The sequence below is a fragment of the Paenibacillus sp. FSL H7-0942 genome, assembly GCF_045040715.1.
Taxonomy (GTDB): Bacteria; Bacillota; Bacilli; order Paenibacillales; family Paenibacillaceae; genus Paenibacillus; species Paenibacillus amylolyticus.
The window spans coordinates 6,526,991-6,550,616 of sequence record NZ_CP150279.1 but is presented as its reverse complement, the minus strand read 5'-3'; the positions used below and the strand labels follow the sequence as shown (position 1 = coordinate 6,550,616).

Sequence of the window (23,626 nt, the reverse complement as noted above, 5' to 3'; positions counted from 1 at the left end):
TCAGTTCCACATCTTAATACATGGTACAATAATCCAAAAATGGAGTATTAGGAAACCAAATGAGAGAACGTACAAAGTGATATTCTTTACAGAGGATTGGAGAAGAGGAGGGATGGCATGAATTCCAAAAGAGAGCTGAACCGTTTCTTCCCGTTAGTCATGTATCTATTTGTAATAGCCGTGTGTCTAGGGGCTTGCAGTTTGGGACCAAACCAGGGGCCAGCGGGTGAACCGAAGCGAACCGATGAGTATACGTTGAATTCGGAGCGAAGAGATTTGAATGAGCGGGTTACGAAGAACCTTGAGTCTTTTCAGATGAACTCGCCAGATGATTATAATTTGACAGCAACGGTGGATATGAGTCATGAATCCGGAGTTGATCGGATTACTTATGAGATTTTGGTGAATGAGGCTCGGGTGCCCATGGTTAATGTCATTCAGTCCTTCACCCTCGATCCCAACATGATAAATCGAATAGATGCCGGAGAGTTATTTCATTCCAATGTGAGTAATACACACGAGATTAGTTTAGGGCCGGACAAGGAACCGCTTGGTTTGAGTCTGAGCAGAAGTTATGTCTTGAAACCAAAGGCGGAGATCGACAGCAATATCCTCCAGCGTTATGCAGATATGTATATCAAAATTTCCTATGGCCCAAATGATCAGCGAACGGAAGATTATTTTCATGTTCAGGCCGAGCCGTCTCCAAGGACGATTGAGTATATGAAGTCATTGGAGAGAGATTAGATTAATAGAAAGGCAGCATCCACCAGTTCCGTATGAGGAATCTGAGTAGACGCTGCCGGTTATCTATTTGAGATAGTAAGGTTATTACTTTTCAAAATACTGATTCATCGTATCCCACATTCGATTGAACTCACTTCGTTCCATTGAAAATGCTCCAGGCTTCTCAGGTTTGTGGTTTTACCTACTCCAGTTCAAATGATTCCAACGTGCCAACCATCCGCAGATTATGCTCGCGGTTGAACTGATCCCGTCTGTCCGCATCCGCGTACTCATCATGATAATGCATCAGTACGGTTTTCTGTCTCACTTCCGCGGGTAACTGCTCCAGATCTTTCAATGAAGTATGGGATTTGATGACCAGATCGTGCATATGGCATTCATGGAAAATCAGCTGCACATCAGCGGCAACTTGCTCCACACGTTCCTGGTCGAGTGTACTGTCAGCACTGTAATAGAAGTAAGGCTTGGCGAGTAGCCCATTGCTGACCATACCGGGAACATGCTGTGTCCGAAACGTCTCAAACGTCACGCCGCCCAGTTCGAATGTGCCTCCATCTGGCAGGGGAACGACATCGTAGTAATCGCTCATGGTACGTTCACCATCCGTTGTGTAGCGCATGCCGGGGGATAGAATGTTCCAGAGCGGATCTACCAATTGTTCGTGTATGAACAGACGGGGTTTGCGGTCGCCTACGATCTGTGCGTAATAACCCAGCATCTGTACACCATTAATATGATCTTCATGTAGATGCGTAATGAACACGTTGTGGATATCGGTCATGGCGAATCCATATTCCTTGAGTGCTTTAGCATTTGATTCTGGAAAATCAATGACAAGATGCGTGTCTCCGAATTCAGCCAACATACTATTGTGGTGCTGCTCCACGCTGAACATATCTCCAGTGCCGAGAAAAGTGATTTTCAATTCATTTCATCTCCTTGTGTGATCTTCAGATCAGCATCCTTGCGTTAAATCCAGTATACCTTGTTCCCGAATATATGCCTAAATCAACCTTTTTTGATAACGCTATCATTTTATATTGAACTTTGATGATAAACAGTGTAGCGTAAAGATGGGAAGTGAACCCATATGAACGTAAACTCACCTAAAGGGAGCGTGCGAGGCGAATGAAATCTTTTCTGGATGAACAATTTTTGCTGCACAATGAAACGGCGATCAAGTTATATGAGGATTATGCCAAAGACATGCCCATTATTGATTATCATTGCCACCTCAGTCCTCAGGAGATCTACGAGAACAAAACCTTTGGCAATCTTACAGAGGCTTGGTTATACGGTGATCACTATAAGTGGCGGCTCATGCGCGCAAACGGAATTGAAGAGCAATATGTGACCGGCGGCGAGGGAGTAACCGATTACGATCGTTTCATGGCTTATGCCAAAACGGTACCGATGATGATTGGTAATCCACTGTACGCCTGGTCTCATCTGGAATTACAGCGATATTTCGGCGTCTACGAAGTATTGAATGAGACAAGCGCACCGGCCATCTGGGAAAAAGTAAATGCCAAACTGAACAGTGACGGATTCGGTGCACGCGATCTGATTACCAAATCCAATGTCACTGTTGTGTGCACAACCGATGATCCAACGGATTCTCTGGAGTATCATCTGAAAATTCAGGAAATCGAAGGCTTTGATACGGCGGTATTACCTTCTTTCCGCCCGGATAAAGGCTTGGAATTGAACCGGGATACCTTCGTGGAATGGGTGGGCAAGCTGTCGCAGGCATCTGGCACTGCCATTTCAGATTATGAATCTTTCCTTGCTGCGCTGGAGTCACGTGTGGAATTTTTCCATTCCGTCGGCGGCAGAGTCTCTGACCATGCACTTGATTATGTTCCTTACGGCGTGGCTACACGCGAAGAAGCAGCTGCCATCTTTGCAAAGGTACTTGCGGGTCAGAAGGTAACTCGTGAGGAAGAGGACAAATACAAGACGGTAACGCTGACGTTCCTTGGCAAACTGTATGCAGATCGGGGCTGGGTGATGCAGTTCCACATTAATGCAGCCCGTAACAACAACACACGGATGTTTGCCAAACTTGGGCCGGATACTGGTTACGATGCCGTGAATGATACGCCGCTTTCCGCAGCGATGATTGGATTGCTCGACGCGTTGGAGCAGCAACAAGCACTGCCCAAAACGATTCTGTATTCTCTGAATCCAAGGGACAACGAAGTGCTCGCGGCGATCATCGGCAGCTTCCAGGGCGGGGGTATTCCGGGCAAAATCCAGCTTGGTGCCGCCTGGTGGTTCAATGATACGAAGGATGGCATGCTCGCTCAGATGAAAGCCCTGGCGAATGTTGGTCTGCTCAGCCGTTTTGTTGGCATGCTGACCGATTCACGCAGCTTCCTGTCCTACACCCGGCATGAGTATTTCCGTCGTCTCGTCTGCAACCTCATCGGTGAATGGGCCGAACAAGGGGAGGCACCGCAGGATATGGAGCTGCTTGGTCAGATCGTACAGGGCATCGCCTACAACAATGCAAAAGAGTATTTCCCGTTTGCCTCAGTGCCTAAAACAGTCTCTGCTTCACAGTCCTGATGAGTAACAAACGCACCTAATCATGCAATTTATACAATAAGAAGATTCTTTTGTGTCTACTTTTCAATCGTAATAAAATGCTCCCCTTCCTTACCTCCGGGCCATCATCCACCGGAGTTATGAACGGGAGTTTCTTTATAAGTTGAATTCATGGAATTGTACATACTAACTATAGTGGGCTCCAATGGAGGCCATATGACAAAACCCATAATCAAGCGCGTGTATGCTCTTGGTTATGGGTTTATGTTGGTTATTTTTAGATGTTTGACAATGGCTTCTTGCGATAATATACTTAGTAAACCTAATTAATTGTGCATCTATTTAATTGTATTACTATTTAATAGATGTCCTATGATGTTGGATGTCTATGGAATGATAAAGAAAGAAGGAGGGACCCATTATGACTGGTATAGATCCGGTCGCTCAGAAGCTTTTGTACTCCATTATGCAGTTTAATAAAGGCAAATGGAGGCAACATAAACCTCATGGGCGCAATCACAATGAAATTATGGTGCTGGGTTGTTTACTCCACGGGATGCATCCGGGAGAACAATTGAACTGGCAGGACAATCCGCCTGATTTCAATGACACGATCGAATCCAATCATCCCGGGATGAAAGTCTCGGAAATCAGCGCATTGCTACGAGTGAAGTCACCGACCATTACACCTGTTATTCGTGGCCTTGAAGATGAGGGGCTGGTCAAACGGACGATGGACCCGGAGGATCGCCGTGCTGTCCGCATCACGATTACTGAAGCAGGTCGTGAAATTATTCGGGCTGCTCACCAAGAACGCATGGAAATATTCAATAAGTTAGTTGAGCATTTGGGTGAGCAAGACAGTACTCAGCTAGCTGAGTTGTTGACAAAGGTATACACCTTTTTTGATACATTAACTTCCTTGCAAAAGGATGATTCGACAAGAGGAGATGATAAGCCATGATGAAACTGTTTCGCATGCTGAAGCCATACCAAATTCCGATTATTTTTATTCTGGTGTTGGTACTGTTTCAGTCGCTTGCTGAATTGTACCTGCCTACGTTAATGGCAGATATTGTGAATGACGGCATCATTAAAGGGGATATCCCGTATATCTGGCAGATTGGTGGATGGATGTTGGTCATCGCGATTGGCGGAACAGCGTGTTCGGTGATTGCCAGTTATCTCTCATCTCGAACAGCGGGTGGATTTGCCAAACAACTGCGTAGCAGAGTATTCCGCCATGTGGAGAACTTCTCTCTCCAAGAGTTCGATAAGATGGGTACTGCTTCGCTGATTACACGTACGACGAATGACATCACACAGGTACAGAATGTACTTACAATGATGCTGCGCATGATGATTATGGCTCCGCTCATGTGTATCGGGGGTATCTTCATGGCGGTATCTCAGGACGCCAAATTATCTACGATTTTCCTGGTCGTGCTTCCGGTACTCGGTGGAGCTATTGCGCTGATTGGTGCCAAGGGTTTACCTTTGTTCAAAACCATTCAGAAAAAGCTGGACCGACTCAACCTGGTGCTGCGTGAGCAGTTAACAGGGATTCGGGTTGTTCGTTCCTTTAACCGTGGGGAGCATGAGAAAGTGCGCTTTAACGGGGCCAACACAGAACTGAGAGATTCATCGATCAAAGTTAATGTGCTCATGGCGACCATCATGCCTGTGATGATGCTGGTTATGAACTTTTCGATGATTGCCATCCTTTATTTTGGTGGAATGCGGATCGACACTGGTAATATGAACATCGGTGCATTGATTGCCTTCATCCAGTATGCAATGCAGATCATGTTCTCACTGATTATGGTTTCGATGATCTTTGTTATGATTCCAAGGGCTTCAGCATCGGCAGAACGGATCAACGAAGTGCTTGATATGCAGCCGGATCTTAGCAATCCCGAGCAGCCTCGTGGTATGAAATCCATGCAGGGTATGATTGAGTTTGACAATGTAACTTTCCGTTATCCGGGCGCAGAGAATCCAGCTTTGTCCAATATCTCCTTCACAGCTCGCTCAGGTGAGACAACAGCCATTATCGGTGGTACGGGTTCTGGGAAATCGACATTGCTCAGCCTTATTCCACGATTTTATGATGTGACCGAAGGCAGTGTTCGGGTAAATGGTACGGATGTGCGTGAAATTCGGCAGGAAGATCTGCGTGCCAAAATTGGCTTTGTACCACAAAAGGCAGTCCTCTTTACGGGTACGATTACGGAGAATATTCGTCACGGGAAAGATGATGCCACAATGGATGAAGTTGTTCATGCGGCCCGCACGGCTCAGGCGGAGAACTTCATTACCGAGATGAAAGAGGGATATGACAGCCTTATCGCTCAAGGTGGTAACAACGTATCTGGTGGACAAAAGCAACGTCTGTCCATCGCTCGCGCACTTGTTCGCCGTCCGGAAGTTTATATCTTTGATGACAGTTTCTCTGCTCTCGATTTCAAAACGGATGCTAAACTTCGTGCTGCACTGAAGTCCGAAACGACAGAAGCAGCTGTGCTGATTGTTGCGCAACGCGTAAGTACAGTAATGGATGCCGATCGCATTCTGGTTATGGATGAGGGCCGAATTGTCGGTTCAGGAACACATAAAGAGCTGCTGGAGCACAATGAAGTGTATCGCGAGATTGTATCCTCCCAGCTGACAGAGGAGGAGATCGCATGAGTGAACGTACAGAACGTAAGTCGCCTCGTCCCCATGGTGGGCCGGGTCCAGGTCCCGGAATGGGCATGCGACCTCCCGCTGAGAAAGCAAAAGATTTTAAAGGCACACTACGGCGCTTGATTCGTTATCTCCAGCCCCATAGTTCTCGTCTGTTAGGTGTGCTGGTTGCAGCCATTTTGAGTACCGTATTCAGCATCATCAGTCCAAAAGTTATGGCCGAAGGAACGGATATTCTCAGTAAAGGCGCCATTGCCATCCTTCAGGGTGTACAGGGAGCCGGGATTGATTTTCCTGCATTGATGAAAGTGTTATACCTGCTTGGCGGACTCTATCTGTTCAGTGCTGCATTTATGTATGTTCAGCAATACCTGATGGCCGGTGTGGCCCAACGTGTTGTGTATGACATGCGTGAGCAGATCAGTGCGAAGGTTGGACGTCTTCCTTTGAAATATTTTGACTCCCGCACAACTGGGGAGACACTTAGCCGTGCCACGAATGACGTGGACAATATCAGTAATACACTTCAGCAAAGTTTGGCACAGTTCATTACGTCTATCGTCACAATTGTCGGTGTAATTATCATGATGCTGACGATTAGTCCATGGATGACGCTGATCACGATTTTGACGTTGCCACTCAGTGTAGTTGTTGTCATGCTGGTTGCATCTCGTTCGCAAAAACACTTTGCGGGTCAACAGAAATCCCTTGGGGAACTGAATGGTCATGTCGAAGAGATGTACACGGGACACAAGGTCGTCAAAGCATTTGGACGCGAAGAACAATCCGTACAGCAATTTGAGAAGGTCAATGAAGAACTGTATGAATCCGGCTGGAAAGCTCAGTTTATCTCCGGTATTATTATGCCGCTCATGAGTTTTGTGGGTAACTTGGGTTATGTACTGATCTGTGTGGTTGGTGGGATTTTCGTTACACGCGGAACTATCTCTATCGGGGATATTCTGGCCTTCACACAGTACTCCCGTCAATTCACACAACCGATTAACCAGATTGCAAATATCTCCAATATTATTCAATCAACGATTGCTTCGGCAGAACGGGTATTCGAGTTGCTGGATGAAGAGGAAGAAGTTCCGGAGTCCAAACAACCCGTGCAATTACAGCAGCCTAAAGGTGCGGTTGCATTCCAAGGTGTTAATTTTGGATATAAAGAAAATGAACTGCTCATTCATAACATGAATATTGATGTAAAACCGGGACAGACGGTAGCCATTGTTGGACCAACGGGAGCCGGTAAAACAACCCTGATCAACCTGTTAATGCGTTTCTACGAAATTCAGGATGGTCGGATTACGATTGACGGTGCAGACATTAAGGACATGGAGCGTGGTAAGCTGCGCAGTCTGTTCGGCATGGTGCTTCAGGATACCTGGTTGTTCAACGGAACGATTCGGGACAACATCGCCTATGGTCGAGAAGGTTCTACGGAAGACGATGTAATCAAGGCAGCCGTTGCGGCACATGCGGATCACTTTATCCGTACACTGCCTGATGGTTATGATACGGTGCTGAATGAAGAGGCGTCGAACATCTCTCAAGGGCAGAAACAGTTGCTGACCATTGCAAGAGCGATTCTGGCGAACCCCGCCATCCTCATTCTGGATGAAGCGACGAGTAGCGTGGATACACGGACCGAAGTATTTATCCAGAAAGCAATGAATGATCTGATGAAGGATCGCACGAGCTTTGTCATTGCACACCGTTTGTCTACCATTCGCGGCGCCGATCTGATCCTGGTTATGGATCATGGTAACGTGATTGAACAGGGCAATCATGATGAATTGATGGCAAGTCAGGGCTTCTACGCCGATCTGTACAATAGTCAGTTTGCGGAGCAACAACCGCAGGCGATCTGATTACACTGTAACTAACTAGAATAGCCGGGAGCACTCTTAGGGGTGCTCCCGGCTATTTGTCGTGTATCCAGAAGAGTGGATTCTAATGTGGAGCAGATTGGATTCGTTTGGATACGATGGATCTATAAGGTATGATGGAACGTTGTCATAGTAATTGGGTTGTGGTGCTCGTCAGCCTTTCAATTGTTTGCGTGAGGTGCAGACAGGATGAGGGTTCATCCTTGGTCCATGCTAACGAATCGTAGACACCTTATATGGAGGATTATCAAGCACTCCCAATTCTAACGAACTTGAGACATGTTATTTCTCTGATAAGCAACACAAAGCGGTAAAATAAACTGCAGAATGCGGAAATAAAGTGTCTATGATTCGTTAGAACGCCGGTATTGTGGAATTGTGCCTATTAGAGTGTGCTGAGTTCGTTAAAATATTCTAGTAAACCTTAGTCATAATTGTCTTACATATGCCATGCTGCAAAAATAAAAATGGGACGAAGCGGTGTAACTACACTGCTTTGTCCCGTTTGTTTATATTTTGAATTCATCGTACACCAATCGAGATACAACCACACGGGCATAAGATCACCGATTGGGACATCCAGATTGGTCATGAGATACTTTGTATGCCTCTGTTTGAACAGGGCATGACCCGCATTTTACTGATCCTTAGAATCGTTCGCAGGTTCATCAGTGTCATTGCTAGAGACTGACTTCACTTCTGCCTTCACGTCGTCGCTGTTAGCTTCCTCCAGCGCAGACGGAGCGGGTTCACCCGGGATTAATTCGCGCTGCTCAATCATGCGTTTGACGACCTCATAACAGTCATCCACATGTTTGTTACCCACATAGCGCATGGCTGTGAAGCTGAGTGCGGCAGCCAATCCCTGTCCTGCAAAGGGGACAAATTTGGCGACGGATTTGGTGGCTACGCGTACGCCGACTCTTTTCAGAACCTGTACCACCAATTCCTTGGTGATCATACGACCAATGACTTTGCTTCCGATGGACATCACGAATCCATAGATCATGGATTTGGTCTCGGGGTCCATGCCGTCCAGCTGTTTTTGTGATAATCCGAATTTATTGTTAATGGCAGGCAACAGCTGCATCAGCATCCCCACATCAGCCAGTACGTCTGTACCGGGTAGCGGAACGAGTGTTGTACCGGCAGATGCGGTAGCTCTTTTGCGAACCATGGTACGGCATTCCTTGCGAACTTGCTCCAATTGTTCCAACGTTGCCGGAATCATAGGGAATCCCTCCATTCGTATATGGTATAGATATAACCGTTTTGACTCAATTTGAATGGGTTCTCACCAGCAAAATTTGCAACCTTATGACATTAAGGTGCCGAGAAACCCTTTTTCTCATGCATACATCTGGTTAAAAAAGGAATTGGCTAGTTAGATAAAAGGGTTATCTATTTAAGTTTAACTATACATTTACACGAGAACGTAGAGGACAGAAATAACCTGAAGAAGCGAAGTGTTGGCCTAAAAGCTTTCTGAAAGAAAGCTACATCGGAAGCATACGCTTATCACCAGATTTTCACCTTTGTAAAAGTAAATCAGAAAAATCTGGGGATAACAGCGATCGGAAGGTTATTCTGGCATCGGAGTGGCATGTGTGAATATTCTTAAGTTGAACTTATATAGCTATTACGAATGAATGAGGATTAGGATGCATACCTGATTGGGAAACCTATTTGGAATCATGATGTGTACTTAGCGAAGGGCTTGTTTACGGCTTCGACCTTTGTGGGTAAAGGGTAACAAGCATTGGAATGGAGGAAGAGGGATGGAGTTTAACAAAGCGTTGTTAATTCATCATCATCATTCGGGCAAGGCCAATCGTGAGAATACAGTGGGCCTTGTGGCTGGTGTGCTGGCTCCCGCTGTCCATGAACTCGTCATTGTGCGTACGGATGAAGCTGGTGAAGGAGAGAAGCTGTGTCGTGAACGCGGGGAGCAATTCGATGTGGTGTTTATCCTGGGTGGGGATGGCACGGTGCATGAATGCGTGAATGGACTGGCCGATCTGCAACATCCTCCGTTGATTGGTATATTGCCTGGAGGCACCTGTAATGACTTTGCCCGTTCACTCGGGATTTCACCGGATGCAGAGATTGCGGCACAAGAAATGCTAGCAGGTCGGGTGGTATCCATTGATGTTGGACGAGCTAATGATCGGGTGTTCACGAACTTTTTTGGCATTGGCTTGATCAGTGATGCTTCGCAGAATATTAACGAGAATCTGAAAGGTGCGCTGGGTAAGCTCAGTTATTTTATCAGTACCTTACAGACAATTAGTCATACGGAACCGTTTCGTTACCAACTGGAGGCGGATGGGAAAGAGATGGAAGGCGAAGCGGTGATGATCTATGCAGCCAACGGTCGTTTTCTAGGAACGAATGCATTACCCTTTGCACCGGATGCGTTGCAGGATGGCGAACTGGACGTGCTCATTATTCATGAGACAGGCATTCCGCTGCTGCGAGAGATTCTGTCGCACAAGCCAGAGGGAGAATGGCAACCTCAGAGTGAGAGTATTTCATACTTCAAGGCATCTACGTTAAAAGTGAAGACCGATGCGCCGATGTCAGCTGACACGGACGGCGAATTGTATATGAAGACACCCGCCGAGCTGTCGGTGCTGACGGGTCATCTGAAGTTTCTAACCGGGGAGGGTTATTAAATCCCCCGGTTTTTTAGTTTGATTTTAGTTGATCGAAAACTTAAACATTCCCTGGCTGATCTCTCATATCACGTTGCCTGAACTCATCCTCAAGCATGCTCATCTGAATGGCATCATGGTATTGATGATTGTAGAACAAGACATCCCGCTTCACACCCTCGCGCTGGAATCCAAGCTTCTCATACGTGCGAATGGCTCGATCGTTGAAGGCGTACACCTCAAGCTCGATTCGATGCAAGTTACAGATGCCGAAGCCGTAGTCCAGCATAAGCAACAACGCCTCGCTACCGTAACCTTTTCCTTGATGCTCCGCCTGATCGATGGCAACCCGGATATGTGCACTGCGATTCTTGGCATGCATGTCCATCAGGACGACATCTCCGATGATCTGGTCATTTTCCTGTAAAGCAATAAGTAGCATGAGTCTGGTGTCATCTTGTGCAGCGCTCTCAACATAACGTTCAACCTGAGCACGTGTGAAACTGTTCTGTGTTCCCGTCAGCCTACGCATCTCGGCGTCAAACAGACCGGGGAAGTATGCATCCACATCTGTAATCTCGAAGGGGCGCAGATATATGCGCGACGTTTCCAGCAGACGTGGGATACGTGGGGAAGGTTTTGAATGTGACATTAGTTGTTCCTCCTATAGGTTCAAGGCGGGACTGATCGAGATGGCCCTGCCTCTTAAAGTTGGCGTTACACATTGATGATGACATGAGTATATCCCAATACTGTATACTTCCAAATATACAGTTTTAATTAATTTTGCAGGACAGATGAGGTGCATCATGATGATTACATTACCGAAGCTAGACGAGAACGATAGTGCGCCAATCTATGTACAGCTCTCGGATCATATCAAAAGGGAAATCATTCACGGGGATTGGGCTGAACATAGTCGATTGCCTTCGGTGCGAAAACTTGCCGAGATGCTTGGAATAAGCACTACTCCGGTGGAATGGGCCTATCAGCAATTGATCGCCGAAGGATATATATACAGTCAGCCGCGTCGTGGCTATCATGTTCGTGCCATGGTGGACAGCGATCATGTCATGCAGATTGGGCAAACAGATAAACAGACAGCCGGACAAGCTCCCGTGGCCCAAACGACGTGGTCAGACCATCAGGCAATACGCCCTGCCCGAGCAGTTCAATATGATTTTCATATGTCACGCAATGATTTCAGCCTGTTTCCAATTGCCAAGTGGCACCAATATGTTAATCGAATCTGGCGGGAAGAAGCGAAGGAGTTGTTGTTCTATGGAGACCCTCAGGGAGAATTGGGACTACGATGTGAGATTTCTGTCTATCTTGCGCAGTTCAGGGGAGTCAGCTGTTCTCCCGAGCAGATTGTTGTGGGTGCTGAACAGCATCTGCTAATGTCTCTATTAGCACAGACCCTTCTTCACAAAGGAGAATCAACGCATTCCATCGGTGTAGAGAATCCTGGATACCGACTGTTACCTGGTACATTCCGCAATTATGGTTATCGGGTTGTCCCGATCTCTCTGGATCCTGATGGCATAAACTTAACGGAGCTGGAACAGGCCGGGGTAAAATTGGCGGGTGTGTCACCCTCTCACCAATTTCCACTAGGTATGACCATGCCGATCACTCGCAGATTGGCGTTGCTCGAATGGGCGGAACGAACAAAGGCATACATTATCGAGGATGATTACGATGGAGAGTTCCGGTATCATGGAAGACCAATCCCATCAATGCAGGGGCTACGCGAGAGAAGTCGCGTAATCTATATGGGTGGTTTCTCGCAGGTGCTCGCACCTGCTCTTTGTATCCATTACATGGTGCTTCCGAGAGAATTAATGGATGATTTTCGCGAAATGTATAAGAATGTTCTATTCGAGCAATCAGCCTCCCGACTCCATCAGCGAACATTGGAGATGTTCATGCGTGAAGGAGAACTGGGCAAGCATGTCCGTAAAATGCGTAATGTCTACAAACGAAAGCATGACCTGATCGTTCAGGCCATTCAGATGCATTTTGGAGATCGGGTTGAAATAAGGGGTCAACATTCCGGATTCCATCTGGTATTGCGAATGGTAACCAAACAGTCAGCCACAGAATTGGTAACCGCAGCGATAGAGGCAGGGATACAGATCAGTTCAACGGAATATTTGTGGGCGAACGGGAGCAGACCAGCAGACGGCAAAAGAGAGTTCATTATCGGTTTTGCCGGAATAGAGCTGGAACGCATTGACCCGGGTATTGCCGCATTGGCTAGAATCTGGAGCTAGCATCAGTTCCGTTTAACCGCTCCATCCAGAAACAGCGCCACCAGTTCCTGCGCAAGTTCCTCGATGCTGCCGCCATTCATGTTGCGTACATCTTCGCGGTTCGCGAGCATGAGCAGTGACGTAAACGCATGGGCAAGCAGCATAGGGTTCCCGACCCGCAAATAACCATTGTCCATCTCCTTCTGAAAATGGGTGGCTAGCACTTCAAATATGCGAACCTCTGCTTCCCGAATCTGGGCGAGTTGCTCCGTGTCCAGATGTTTCTCGGCTTCTCGCATCATGGTCTCCGTTTCAATATGGGAATGCTGCATCTTGGCTTCGGCAACCTTAACCAGCCGTTCTTGCAACGTACCAGGTTCATCCAGACGGAGCGAAGTCTGCTGCATGCCCATCGCCATCATGCGGGTGATGGCAACGGTGAACAGATCAGCTTTGCTGGAGAAGTGATAATAGATTGATGCTTTGGTCACATTACATAACGAAGCGATCTGCTGGAGAGAGACGGGGTCATACCCGTATTCCATAAACAGACGTGACGCGGTCATCAATATGTTGGTTTGAACAGATGCTTGATCCACAGCTGTTTTGGGTCTACCCGGTGAACGGGGAATGTTTGTTTTTTTGCTCATAAGTACATACCTCTTTACGTATTTAATTGCTTGTTAGAAGTGTTCACAAAATTAGGCATTGCAAAATTAACCTTCCGGTATATATAATTAACTCGATTATACTATGACCCGTGGTTCATTACTACAACATCATATATATTAGGGCTTCATAGAAACAGAATAGGGAGATGAAGAGACAATGCAGGAAGGTTCGGGTTACGGCCGCTGGGTTGCCGGCAAACGAAGCAAATGGATTACGCTGTTGGTATGGATCATTATCGCCGTTGTGCTTGGCATGGTATGGCCTGCTGTAGGTGATCGTGAAACCAATAACGCACAGGATCTGAGTGAATCCAAACCATCGGTTCAGGCAGCTGCACTTGCCGAGAAGGAATTCCCTGGTGGTGAAGGATTGCCCGCGCTGATCGTATGGCGTCAAGCCGGCGGTCTGACGGATGAGCAGATTGAGAACATTCAGGCATTAACGGAGCGACTGGATCAAGATCCGGTAGAACAACAACAGTCCGTTGTGCCACTCTATCAATTGCCACCACAGGCATTGAAAGGCCAGCTTTCGGAAGACGGAAGTACTTTGGTTATGCCACTTTTCTTCAATGAAGGTGCCGATTCAGAACAATTGAAGGAAGCTATTGAAGCACTTGAGCAAAAAACACAAGACATCTTCGGGGCAAACCCGTTCGATGTAGCTATAGATGATACCAATACACTGATTGCCCGTGTGACAGGGCCAGTAGGGATATCCATTGATGCGAGCGGGCTATTCTCCTCCGCCGATGTATCCTTGCTGATCGCTACGGTTGTACTGGTATTAGTACTGTTGCTGTTGATCTACCGCTCGCCTGTACTGGCGATTATCCCAATCATTGCCGTTGGATTCGCGTATATGGTGACAAGCCCGATTTTGGGATTCATGGCAGATCAAGGCTGGATTACGGTGGATGCACAGTCCATCTCAATCATGACTGTGTTGTTATTCGGAGCGGGTACGGATTACTGCCTGTTCATGATCTCCAGATACCGCCAGATTCTCTATCATGAGCCGGACAAAAAGAAAGCCATTTTCCAGGCAATTACCGGATCATCTGGCGCTATTGCTATGAGTGGATTCACGGTTGTTGCAGCACTACTTGTGTTGTTGCTGGCTGAATACGGTGCATATCATCGCTTTGCCGTACCATTCAGTCTGTCCATCTTTATTATGTTTATTGCAAGTCTGACGCTGGTTCCGGCTCTCATGGCGATCTTCGGTCGGGGTTCATTCTATCCATTCGTACCACGTACACATGAGATGGAAGTGGAACGTGCGAAGAAAAAAGGCAAACCGGCTCCGGCCCCGCGCAAAATCAAGGAAAGCTGGATTGGCCGTGTTGTAGTAACAAAGCCATGGACCGTTCTTGCAATTACGTTGGTATTGCTGGGAGGACTGGCGGCATTCTCTACTCAGGTTAAATTCACGTATGATCTGTTGTCTTCCTTCCCGGAGGATGTGCCTTCCCGCGAAGGTTTCACCGTCATCGGCGAACAATTCTCCCAAGGTGAGCTGGCTCCAGTCAAAGTGATCGTTGATGCCGAAGGCAAAGAAACTGATCTGAAGCAACGTCTCGAATCGCTGGATTACATTAGTAAAGTAGGCGATGCTCAGCAGGGTGCCGAGAATGCCAACATTACCGCCTTTGATGTGGAATTTAATCTGAATCCATATTCCATGGAGGCAATGCAGCATATTCCAGATCTGCGGGCTACTGCGGAACAGGCGCTTCAAGATGCTGGTGTAGCTAATGTGGACAGTCAAGTCTGGATTGATGGTCAGACGGCTGAACAGTATGACATTGAAGTAACCGGAGAACGGGATGCCAAGATCATTATTCCGGTGGTCATCGGCATGATTACATTGTTACTACTGTTGTACTTGCGTTCAATCGTAGCCACAGCATACCTGATTGCAACTGTTGTTCTGTCGTATTTCTCTGCACTGGGTCTGGGTTGGATCATCATTCACTACGGACTTGGCGCAGATGCCATTCAGGGAGCGATTCCGCTGTATTCCTTTGTATTCCTCGTGGCACTGGGTGAAGACTACAACATCTTCATGATCTCTAGCATCTGGCAGAAACGCAAAACGATGCCGCTTCGTCAAGCGATCAGAGAAGGTGTTGGCGAGACAAGCTCTGTTATTACATCTGCAGGTCTGATCTTGGCAGGAACGTTTGCGGTACTTGCTACATTGCCAATTCAGGTGTTGGTGCAGTTTGGTATAATCACAGCCGTTGGTGTGATGCTGGATACCTTCCTGGTTCGCCCGTTCATGGTACCGGCGATCACCGCATTGCTGGGTAAATGGGCCTTCTGGCCAGGCAAGTATGTTCCGATTGCAGAGAAGAATGAAGAGAAACAGAACCAGTCCATGTAATGCATGGATTGGGTGAGATGGACGGCGGGGCTTCAAGCCTGCTGTCCATTTCTTTATTTTCCGAACGATGATGACCTCTACCAGTTGTCCTCCTGAGATGGAATGGTGGAACTGTAAAATATCCGCAGGATGAGGCGTGATCCTTGTTTTCTTTGCATGGGGAAGGTTTACGTAGCCAAGGGTTATGGGACATAATAGAGAGAGCGTCGGCCTTGAGCAGACGGATGATCAACATCAATGGGACAACCAGGGGAAGGATGAAAGCAAGCATGACGAACCAACTTAATGTGTATTTTAACCATGACGGCGGCGTGGATGACCTCGTATCGCTGTTCATGCTTCTGCAAATGGACAATGTACATGTAACCGGCGTATCGGTTATTCCGGCAGACGGATATCTGGAGCCAGCAACAGATGCCAGCCGTAAAATTATCGATCGTTTCGGTACATATTCCGTAGAGGTATCCAAATCCAACTCCAGAGGGAAAAATCCATTTCCTGCGGCGTGGAGACTGCATTCCTTCTATGTAGATGCACTTCCTGTACTGAACGAGTCCGGCAAAATGGAAGCACCACTCTCTGCCGTTCCGGCACACCAGCATCTGATCGAGAAAGTGCGCAATACCGAAGGCAAAACGTTGCTCCTGTTCACAGGCCCACTGACTGACCTTGCGCGTGCACTGGACGAAGCACCAGACATTGAAGAGAAAATCGACAAGCTGGTATGGATGGGTGGTACATTCGAGCGTGGTAACGTAGAAGAGCCTGAGCATGATGGCACAGCTGAATGGAACGTATTCTGGGACCCGGAAGCGGCTTATCGTGTGTGGCAGAGCGGCATCCAGATCGATCTGGTTGCACTGGAAAGCACGAACAAAGTACCTCTGACTCCAGCCGTTCGTAACCGCTGGGCAGCAGAGCGTCGCTTCGAAGGTGTTGATTTCCTGGGTAACTGTTACGCAGGTTGTCCGCCACTGGTGTACAGTGAGACAAATTCCACATACTATCTGTGGGATGTGCTGACAACGGCTTCCGTTGGACGCGAGGACATCGTGAAGAAAAAAACCGTAAATTGTATTGTTATCCCGGATGGTCCTAGCCAGGGCCGCACGGTGGAGCAAGCAGACGGACGTCCAGTACAACTGGTGTATGATACCGATCCGGAAGCGTTCTTTACGTATATGACGGATTTGGGTAAAAAAGCTGCTCCGCAGCGCTACTAATTCAGGCAGCTGTAAGGCTTGCCAACATTAAAGGACAACAAAAAATAAAGCCGCAGGCAGTGGTCTGGATATGGGGTTGAACCCCATAATCCCGTCCCTGCCGTGCGGCTTTTTGTTTTGGGCTGATTTATATAGATTGATAACAGCGATCGGAAGGTTGTTCTGTCATCGAAGTGGCAAGTGTGAATATTCTTTAGTTCAACTATATAATAATCTAGCTGCCCGCTATATTTTAAATCGACTAATCAATCCGTTTAACTCACTGGACAATACCCGCAGAGATTCGGCGGATGCACTCATCTCATCCATGGATTGCAGCTGGCTACCGGTAGCATGCGATACCTTCTGGATACTTGAAGAGGATTCGCGTGAGATATGTTCCATATCCTCCACAGAAGCGGATACTTCTTCTGCACTGGCAGACAGCTGCTCGGATGCTGCGGATACTTCGTGCAGACGTTCATTCATCGTCTCAATCCCGGTATGAATGGATGTGAATGAACGGCCCGCCTCCTGAACAACAGCGAGACCGGATTGGACTGCTGATGTGCTGGCAGACATATGTTCTGACAACAGGGCAGTCTGGCGTGTCATCTCGGCGATCAGTTCGGTTACATGCTGGGACGATTGCTCTGATTCCCCCGCAAGCTTGCGAACCTCTGAGGCAACCACGGCAAACCCGCTGCCATACTCTCCTGCACGAGCCGCTTCAATACTTGCATTAAGTGCGAGCAGATTGGTCTGTGAAGCGATGCCTTTCATCAGATGTGCTACCGACTCAATTTTACCTGAGTACTGCTCCAGCTGAGAGGTGGAGGCCACCATCTGCACATTTGCTTGATGAATTTTGTCCATGCTGTCCATCGCCGTGTTGATGTTGGCTTGACCTTGCACCGCATTATTGGTCGTTTCCTGTGATACATCGGCGACCATAGAAGAAGAATTCGCAATGTGCTGCATGCTGCGTGTGATCTCTTCCATGGCTACCGTAACTTCACCCGCACGAGCCACCTGTTCAGCAGCTCCACTGGCCGTATGATTGGTATGCTCGGCAATACGCTGGCTAGCTTCGGCAGTTGCCTGTGAATGTTTCGATACTCCTTCTGCAGCTTGTAGCAGAGAATCGGAGCTTTGACGAATGCCAGTCATGACATCACGGGTACCTGTAACCAGATGTTTGAACTCGGAAGCGAGCTGTCCCACCTCGTCCTTGCGACTAAGTTCAACGTTGACGGTCAGATCGCCTTTTCCTACCTGGGTAATTAACTTCTTCAACTTCACCAATGGTCGGGTCAAGTAATGGGCGAATCCATACACCAGCAAGACACTCAGCAGAACAATAGCCAAGGCTGTCCAGATCATGGTCATACGGTTGCGGGACATCAGTTCATAGACTGCAGTAGAGTCCAGATCCGCACCGACCAATCCTAGTACTTTCCCGTCAGCCCCATGGATCGGCACATATGCTGTAATGGTAGCGCCATATTCATCCTGTGTGAGTTCGCCCCGAATAGGCTCATTCTGTTCAAAAGCTTGCAGCATTCCTTCATAATGGGTCTCTTCTGCGGAACCGTAAGGGGAGAAGTCATCCTCTGCCACATCGGCAGCAGCCCCATCCACAACGTAGAAATATGTATTTGTTCCATTTTCTTCGCGTGTACCAAGGGTGTACAGATACTTGAGTCCATTGGCCTCGCGCAGCTGACTGAGCTGCTCACGCAATGTGCCGTAATACGCAGTCTCGGCCTGTCCGGTACTGAGTGGTGCATACAGAGAGGTGTCAATTAATGCAGCTGCCCGTTCACCCACAGCCTGTGCCTGCATCCCCATGGATTGCTCGACCAGTTGGGCCGATGAACGGTACATGGTAATGCCAAGAACCGCACCCGCGGCTAGCATCAGACAGGAAAAAAATAAAAAGATCCTCATAAACAAACTGTTCATTGGTAAAAGTGTTCCCCCTTGATCTGTTGAATCAATCGTCTCTTTGTCTCTTTACTTGGTGTTTGTCGTTCTTCTTTGGTTCGTATGTATTGTATATCAAATATACAGTTTTCTACTTGAAATATCGGCATCCGGTCCATAAAGAATTAGCTCCCGAGTCAATTTGATCCGGGAGCTGGTTTTGTTTCAATCCTATATTGACCATGCTCATCATTGGAACACATCTCATTGTCACTACATAGAGGGGCTTCACATGACTGAGTGATTACGTCATTACATCGTTCCGCCGCCCTGGCGAACAGAGGCAGGAATCTTTTCAGGTCCCTGATTAATATATTTATTGATAAAAGTACCTACTTTGGCATCGTCGAATTGGTCGAGCTTCATCGTTTTGGTCCATGCGGTCACCACGACTTCACTGCCTTCGGGAATATCCTTGTTGGGTACAGCCAGAATACCTGCTCCGGCTTCGCGGAATTTGGCTAGGTATTTCAGATGTTCCTTCAAATCCTCGCTTGCGTTCTCACGATAATAGATGATGATGTCCCCGTGCTCCAGATTGTGTACCAGATAATTATAGCCTGGGAAGTCGGTGTAAAATCCAAACTTGATATCATGCGGATTATGCGGTCCCGATGTTGGAATTGTCATCTCATACTGAATGGGGTCCTCCGTATGGTCTGCCCCGTAATATTTATCGTCCGTCACGTCGATTGTCGCGTTGGAATTCAGATCGGCTACATTATATGTTTTACCTGCCCCTTGCATGAAGAACAGGCCAAACGTAATAATCGATACAGCCATCATTACATGTGCAGCCAGCCGAAGGGATCGACTTTTTTTCTGGATTTCTGCCCGCTCTTTCTTTTTCATGTGGCCCAGAATTTCGGACTGTGTGCGTGATGCCCAGATATAGGTGGCGATGGAGAACAGCAATACAATTACACCTACGATGAGCCACAGGTAGGATGTACCTGCCTCGTGCTCCATTTGCATATGATTCATAAGAGTCATGTCCATAGAGAGTTCCTCTGCTTTCTTTGTAAAATGAGTGATTAATACACTACATAATGTAGTGTTGATGGCAACGAAGAATCCTCACATTACGTAACAGGAGTTTCTGGATTGGTTTATTACGTAAATAAGAACATACCTGTTGCACTACACATTATAGTGTATGATACATGCTCGGCGCAACGCTGCCATAGAAAACCTAAAAAAGGCCTTCCTGGCATGAGCAAGGAAGGCCTTAATATAAATCCAAAGAGTCAGTAAGATTTATATTTATTGAAATAACCATTTACACGAAACGTAGAGGACAGAAAGAACCTGAAGAAGCGGAAGCTAAAAGCTTTCTGCAAGAAAGCTGCTTCGGAAGCATATGCTTCGCCTTTATCTCCAGATTTTCACCTTTGTAAAAGTGAATAAAAAAATCTGGAGATAACAGCGATCGGGAGGTTGTTCTGTCATCGAAGTAACAAGTGTAAATAGCTTTATTCCAACTGAACTATTTTACAGACGACCAAACGGAGAAAGCATCAAGCGGATCAGCCCAATGATAATCTCACCCAACAATCGATACAGAATAAAGAACACGACCACATTGGCGATCAGCACGCTGTACATGCTGTCGATGGCTGCTTTGGTACGATTCAGTGGATATTGGAACAGCACCGAGTTCAGCGCAACAAAGATAATGATATACGAGACAGCAAGCAATGAAATCGCGATGGAATACGAGATGATAATAAACAGATTCGCCAGAACAAGGGATACGACAGCAGGAACAAGCAATGTACCAAACTGGGCAACCAGTGTTTTGGGACGGAAGGTTATTTTTTCAATCTTCAGAATAGCGTACATCAGTGCAATAGAGGCAATCAGGATAATGACGGTGAACAACAGCGGTCTTAAAAATCCACCAATGAACAAGCCGTCCATGCCTATGCGACTAAAGGTAATTAAGAAGTATGTAGAAGATAGAACTGCAATTAGCGCCATCGTTAGCCATCCGTTTAGGGAATGCTGGTCACCAACGGTTTTCATCGTCTGATAAGGACGGGCCAATACACTGAGGAAATAGGATAGATACTGTTTGCTTACTTCTTTGGCTTGCTGAACTTTCTCATTCTGCACAATATTATTCCACTGATTAGAGCTATTGTCTCCTGCAGAAGCATGGTCATTGGTACCTGTTGATTCTCTCGCCTGTTCCTTGTGAATGGAGACGGATGGTGTGTTGGATGGAACGGATGCCTGGGAAGAGGTAGCCTGCGTGCTGGACCAACGGGTATATTCGGGTTCGGAAGCAGCAGATTCCGAGTTCGGTACAGGAGTTGGTGATGAGGTTGTTTGCGTTAGATTAGAGCCGCACCTCTCGCAAAAATGGGCATCTCCATTTTCGTGATTACATACTGGACATTTCATGGTATAAGCCTCCAATTTCTAGAAAATAAAAACATGTCAATATTGTGTCTCATTTTAACGGTTAATGACGAAGTTTGTCTATGTTTCGCAGGAATTAGTACCCATTTAGGGAAAGTTGAAACAAAGGCCTCGAATCCTGTGTATGAAAACGGAGTATAGAAGCAACAATAGTATAGGAATGACATGCAGGCATATTAATGTAAATTCACTGTGGTTTAAGACGAATTGTTTTTGGCTGCTAATGCCTCATCGTTCGCTTTTATGTGTTATTCTCATGTTAACTATATCTTTTGGGTTGCCTATGATCGTATATTTATGTATAATCAATCGTGTTAACACGTCGAATGTACGGTAGTAAGAGATGTGGGTGAGTTCATGGAACTACTGGACAGCAATGAGAGCAAGAAGAAGATGTGCCAGTATTATAACGAAATTTCGAAGGAACTGTTCGGATTTGGCACCACTCTCCTGAGAGTGACCATTGACCAGAATATTGTGACCTTCTACGCGAAGCACCGACGTTCACCGCGCTCTGACGCCCTGGAAGGGGAGGCCCCCGGCTTAAAGCTGGAAGTGGACTTCCGCATGTCTGTCTTATATAAGAAGAAATTCCGGGAGAAGCTCGAGCAACACATGGGTTTGCCAATTGAAGCTATATTGCGGGATTATGATGCGTCCACTCAGTGGGCAATCACAAATGTGATTCTGGAACAGGCCTAAGGATGGATCGGCAGGATTAATTCTTGTTGATGTATACAGAGGTTATGGCCGGATTCATGATCAGGTTCCGTACAATTTCATATGATGGCGTCTGTCTTTGGATTGATTCTGAAGCAGAAACCGATGATGTACCGGCAGCGGGTGTCGCTTTCCTTTGTTTACGAAGAAAAGTGTTCTTGTTTATACAAGAGCACTTTTCTTTTTGTTTTTTCATACACATCACATATATCAGGGGGAATCAGGATCATGATGAAAAAGTGGATTAGCGGTTTGGCAGCAGTGGCAATGACATCGGTATTACTTGCAGGTTGTGGCAGCAGCACGGATGATGCAACAGGCGGATCAGGCAGTGGGGGAACCGCAGCGAACAAATTGGTTATCTCCACTTGGGGCTTCTCTGAAGATTTCTTCAATGAAGAAGTATTTGGTCCATTCGAAAAAGAACATAATGTAGACATCGTGCTCGAAGTCGGCAATAATGCTGAACGTCTGAACAAAATTCGTCAAGGTACATCCAATGTCGATGTTATCTACCTGTCTGATTACTATGCACAACAAGGTATCGATGAAGGTCTGTTTGAGAAAATCGACCGCTCCAAAATTCCAAATGTAAATGACATTTATGATATTGCCAAAGCACCACTTGGTGAAGATTATGGCCCAGCCTACACGGTTGGACAGCTCGGTATCGCTTATAACCCGGATCTCGTATCCAAAGAAGTGACTTCATGGAGTGACCTGTGGGACCCGGCGTTCGAAGGTAACCTGACCATCCCGAATATTACGGCAACAGCAGGCCCAATGGTTGTGGATGCAGCTTCCCGTGTAGCCGGTAACGATACGTTTAATGAAGATGCGGCATTTGCTGAACTGAAAAAACTGAGCGGCAATGTGGTGAAATTCTACAGTCAAACATCCGAATTCGTGAACATGTTCTCCCAAGAAGAGATTGCAGGCGGACCGATCATGGAAATGTATTTCAAAGATCTGAAAGCAGCCGTGCCTAATGCGAAGTTTGTTACACCTAGCGAAGGTGCATATGCCGTAATGAACACAATCAATGTCGTGAAGGGTAGCAAAAACAAAGAGCTGGCTGAAGAGTTCATCAACTGGCAGCTCAGCCAAGATGTACAAGCGAAATCTGCTAAAGCCAAAGTCGATTCCCCGGTTAACACAAAGGTTGAACTGACTGCTGAAGAAGCAGAAGGCGTAACATACGGCGCTGAAGTTGTTGAGAAGCTGAACAAGCTGGATATGGAATTTGTGAATCAACAGGTTAAAGGCTGGACAGATCGCTGGAACCGCGAGATTGCACAATAAAAAACCGAGTTTCTTAAAAGTTATCTCTGATCTATATAGGTTCAACTAAACTTTTTACACGAGAACGGAGAGGACAGAAATAATGTGAAGAAGCGAAGCGTTCGCCTTTATCCCCGGATTTTCCCCTTGAAGAAGGGATCAAAAAA

The 23,626-nt window shown here is 46.8% G+C and carries 19 protein-coding genes; 11 read left to right on the top strand and 8 right to left on the bottom strand.

Going from position 1 to position 23,626, the window contains the following annotated elements:
* Positions 1-117: 117 nt before the first annotated feature.
* Positions 118-747 carry a hypothetical protein gene (locus MHI48_RS28655; protein WP_405142463.1) on the top strand — a complete coding sequence of 210 codons (630 nt, stop codon included), beginning with the start codon at positions 118-120 and terminating at the stop codon, positions 745-747.
* Between the two features lie 181 nt (positions 748-928).
* On the opposite strand, the gene MHI48_RS28650 is transcribed toward MHI48_RS28655, so the two are convergent.
* The gene (locus tag MHI48_RS28650; protein ID WP_036612911.1) at positions 929-1,672 is read right to left on the bottom strand and encodes an MBL fold metallo-hydrolase; all 744 of its coding nucleotides are present in this window, start codon (positions 1,670-1,672) and stop codon (positions 929-931) included.
* 203 nt (positions 1,673-1,875) lie between these two features.
* On the opposite strand from MHI48_RS28650, the gene uxaC reads away from it, so the two are divergent.
* The 4 genes from uxaC to MHI48_RS28630 all read left to right on the top strand — a co-directional run bounded on the left by uxaC (position 1,876) and on the right by MHI48_RS28630 (position 7,859).
* Entirely contained in the window at positions 1,876-3,318 is a 1,443-nt protein-coding gene (uxaC, locus tag MHI48_RS28645; protein ID WP_036612908.1) for a glucuronate isomerase, read from the top strand.
* Positions 3,319-3,718: 400 nt separating this feature from the next.
* Positions 3,719-4,261 (top strand): MarR family winged helix-turn-helix transcriptional regulator, encoded by a 543-nt coding sequence (locus MHI48_RS28640; protein WP_036612904.1) that lies wholly within the window; start codon positions 3,719-3,721, stop codon positions 4,259-4,261.
* Positions 4,258-5,985, top strand: coding sequence for an ABC transporter ATP-binding protein (locus tag MHI48_RS28635; RefSeq protein WP_036667885.1), 1,728 nt, complete (start codon positions 4,258-4,260; stop codon positions 5,983-5,985). The genes MHI48_RS28640 and MHI48_RS28635 overlap by 4 nt, the downstream gene beginning before the upstream one ends.
* Positions 5,982-7,859, top strand: coding sequence for an ABC transporter ATP-binding protein (locus MHI48_RS28630; RefSeq protein ID WP_405142459.1), 1,878 nt, complete (start codon positions 5,982-5,984; stop codon positions 7,857-7,859). The genes MHI48_RS28635 and MHI48_RS28630 overlap by 4 nt, the downstream gene beginning before the upstream one ends.
* Before the next feature lie 457 nt (positions 7,860-8,316).
* Here MHI48_RS28630 and MHI48_RS28625 read toward each other — a convergent pair whose 3' ends face one another.
* Complete coding sequence (locus MHI48_RS28625) at positions 8,317-8,469, bottom strand: hypothetical protein (RefSeq protein WP_405142457.1); 153 nt, start codon at positions 8,467-8,469, stop codon at positions 8,317-8,319.
* A gap of 45 nt (positions 8,470-8,514) precedes the next feature.
* Positions 8,515-9,108 carry a hypothetical protein gene (locus tag MHI48_RS28620; RefSeq protein WP_036667883.1) on the bottom strand — a complete coding sequence of 198 codons (594 nt, stop codon included), beginning with the start codon at positions 9,106-9,108 and terminating at the stop codon, positions 8,515-8,517.
* Positions 9,109-9,655: 547 nt separating this feature from the next.
* On the opposite strand from MHI48_RS28620, the gene MHI48_RS28615 reads away from it, so the two are divergent.
* Positions 9,656-10,552, top strand: a complete 897-nt coding sequence (locus tag MHI48_RS28615; RefSeq protein ID WP_076328679.1) for a diacylglycerol kinase family protein — start codon at positions 9,656-9,658, stop codon at positions 10,550-10,552.
* Between the two features lie 40 nt (positions 10,553-10,592).
* Here MHI48_RS28615 and MHI48_RS28610 read toward each other — a convergent pair whose 3' ends face one another.
* Positions 10,593-11,183 (bottom strand): GNAT family N-acetyltransferase, encoded by a 591-nt coding sequence (locus MHI48_RS28610; RefSeq protein WP_076328680.1) that lies wholly within the window; start codon positions 11,181-11,183, stop codon positions 10,593-10,595.
* A gap of 157 nt (positions 11,184-11,340) precedes the next feature.
* On the opposite strand from MHI48_RS28610, the gene MHI48_RS28605 reads away from it, so the two are divergent.
* Positions 11,341-12,807 (top strand): PLP-dependent aminotransferase family protein, encoded by a 1,467-nt coding sequence (locus MHI48_RS28605; protein WP_342744270.1) that lies wholly within the window; start codon positions 11,341-11,343, stop codon positions 12,805-12,807.
* Positions 12,808-12,809: 2 nt separating this feature from the next.
* Here the strand turns inward: MHI48_RS28605 and MHI48_RS28600 are convergent, their stop codons facing one another.
* Positions 12,810-13,436 carry a TetR/AcrR family transcriptional regulator gene (locus tag MHI48_RS28600; protein WP_076328681.1) on the bottom strand — a complete coding sequence of 209 codons (627 nt, stop codon included), beginning with the start codon at positions 13,434-13,436 and terminating at the stop codon, positions 12,810-12,812.
* Between the two features lie 178 nt (positions 13,437-13,614).
* Between MHI48_RS28600 and MHI48_RS28595 the strand changes: the two genes are divergently transcribed.
* The gene (locus MHI48_RS28595; RefSeq protein WP_405142454.1) at positions 13,615-15,846 is read left to right on the top strand and encodes an MMPL family transporter; all 2,232 of its coding nucleotides are present in this window, start codon (positions 13,615-13,617) and stop codon (positions 15,844-15,846) included.
* 269 nt (positions 15,847-16,115) lie between these two features.
* Complete coding sequence (locus MHI48_RS28590) at positions 16,116-17,069, top strand: nucleoside hydrolase (protein WP_017691781.1); 954 nt, start codon at positions 16,116-16,118, stop codon at positions 17,067-17,069.
* 225 nt (positions 17,070-17,294) lie between these two features.
* Here MHI48_RS28590 and MHI48_RS28585 read toward each other — a convergent pair whose 3' ends face one another.
* The 3 genes from MHI48_RS28585 to MHI48_RS28575 all read right to left on the bottom strand — a co-directional run bounded on the left by MHI48_RS28585 (position 17,295) and on the right by MHI48_RS28575 (position 21,440).
* Complete coding sequence (locus MHI48_RS28585; protein WP_076328683.1) at positions 17,295-19,013, bottom strand: methyl-accepting chemotaxis protein; 1,719 nt, start codon at positions 19,011-19,013, stop codon at positions 17,295-17,297.
* A gap of 273 nt (positions 19,014-19,286) precedes the next feature.
* Positions 19,287-20,018, bottom strand: a complete 732-nt coding sequence (locus tag MHI48_RS28580) for a DUF3105 domain-containing protein (protein ID WP_179086525.1) — start codon at positions 20,016-20,018, stop codon at positions 19,287-19,289.
* A gap of 507 nt (positions 20,019-20,525) precedes the next feature.
* On the bottom strand, positions 20,526-21,440 hold the full coding sequence (locus MHI48_RS28575; protein ID WP_076328685.1) for a zinc ribbon domain-containing protein: 915 nt from the start codon (positions 21,438-21,440) through the stop codon (positions 20,526-20,528).
* 375 nt (positions 21,441-21,815) lie between these two features.
* Between MHI48_RS28575 and MHI48_RS28570 the strand changes: the two genes are divergently transcribed.
* Positions 21,816-22,160 carry a Na-translocating system protein MpsC family protein gene (locus tag MHI48_RS28570; RefSeq protein ID WP_017691786.1) on the top strand — a complete coding sequence of 115 codons (345 nt, stop codon included), beginning with the start codon at positions 21,816-21,818 and terminating at the stop codon, positions 22,158-22,160.
* A 249-nt stretch (positions 22,161-22,409) separates the two neighbouring features.
* A complete protein-coding gene (locus tag MHI48_RS28565; RefSeq protein WP_036613093.1) occupies positions 22,410-23,480 on the top strand; it encodes a PotD/PotF family extracellular solute-binding protein in 1,071 nt (356 codons plus the stop codon).
* Positions 23,481-23,626: the final 146 nt, after the last annotated feature.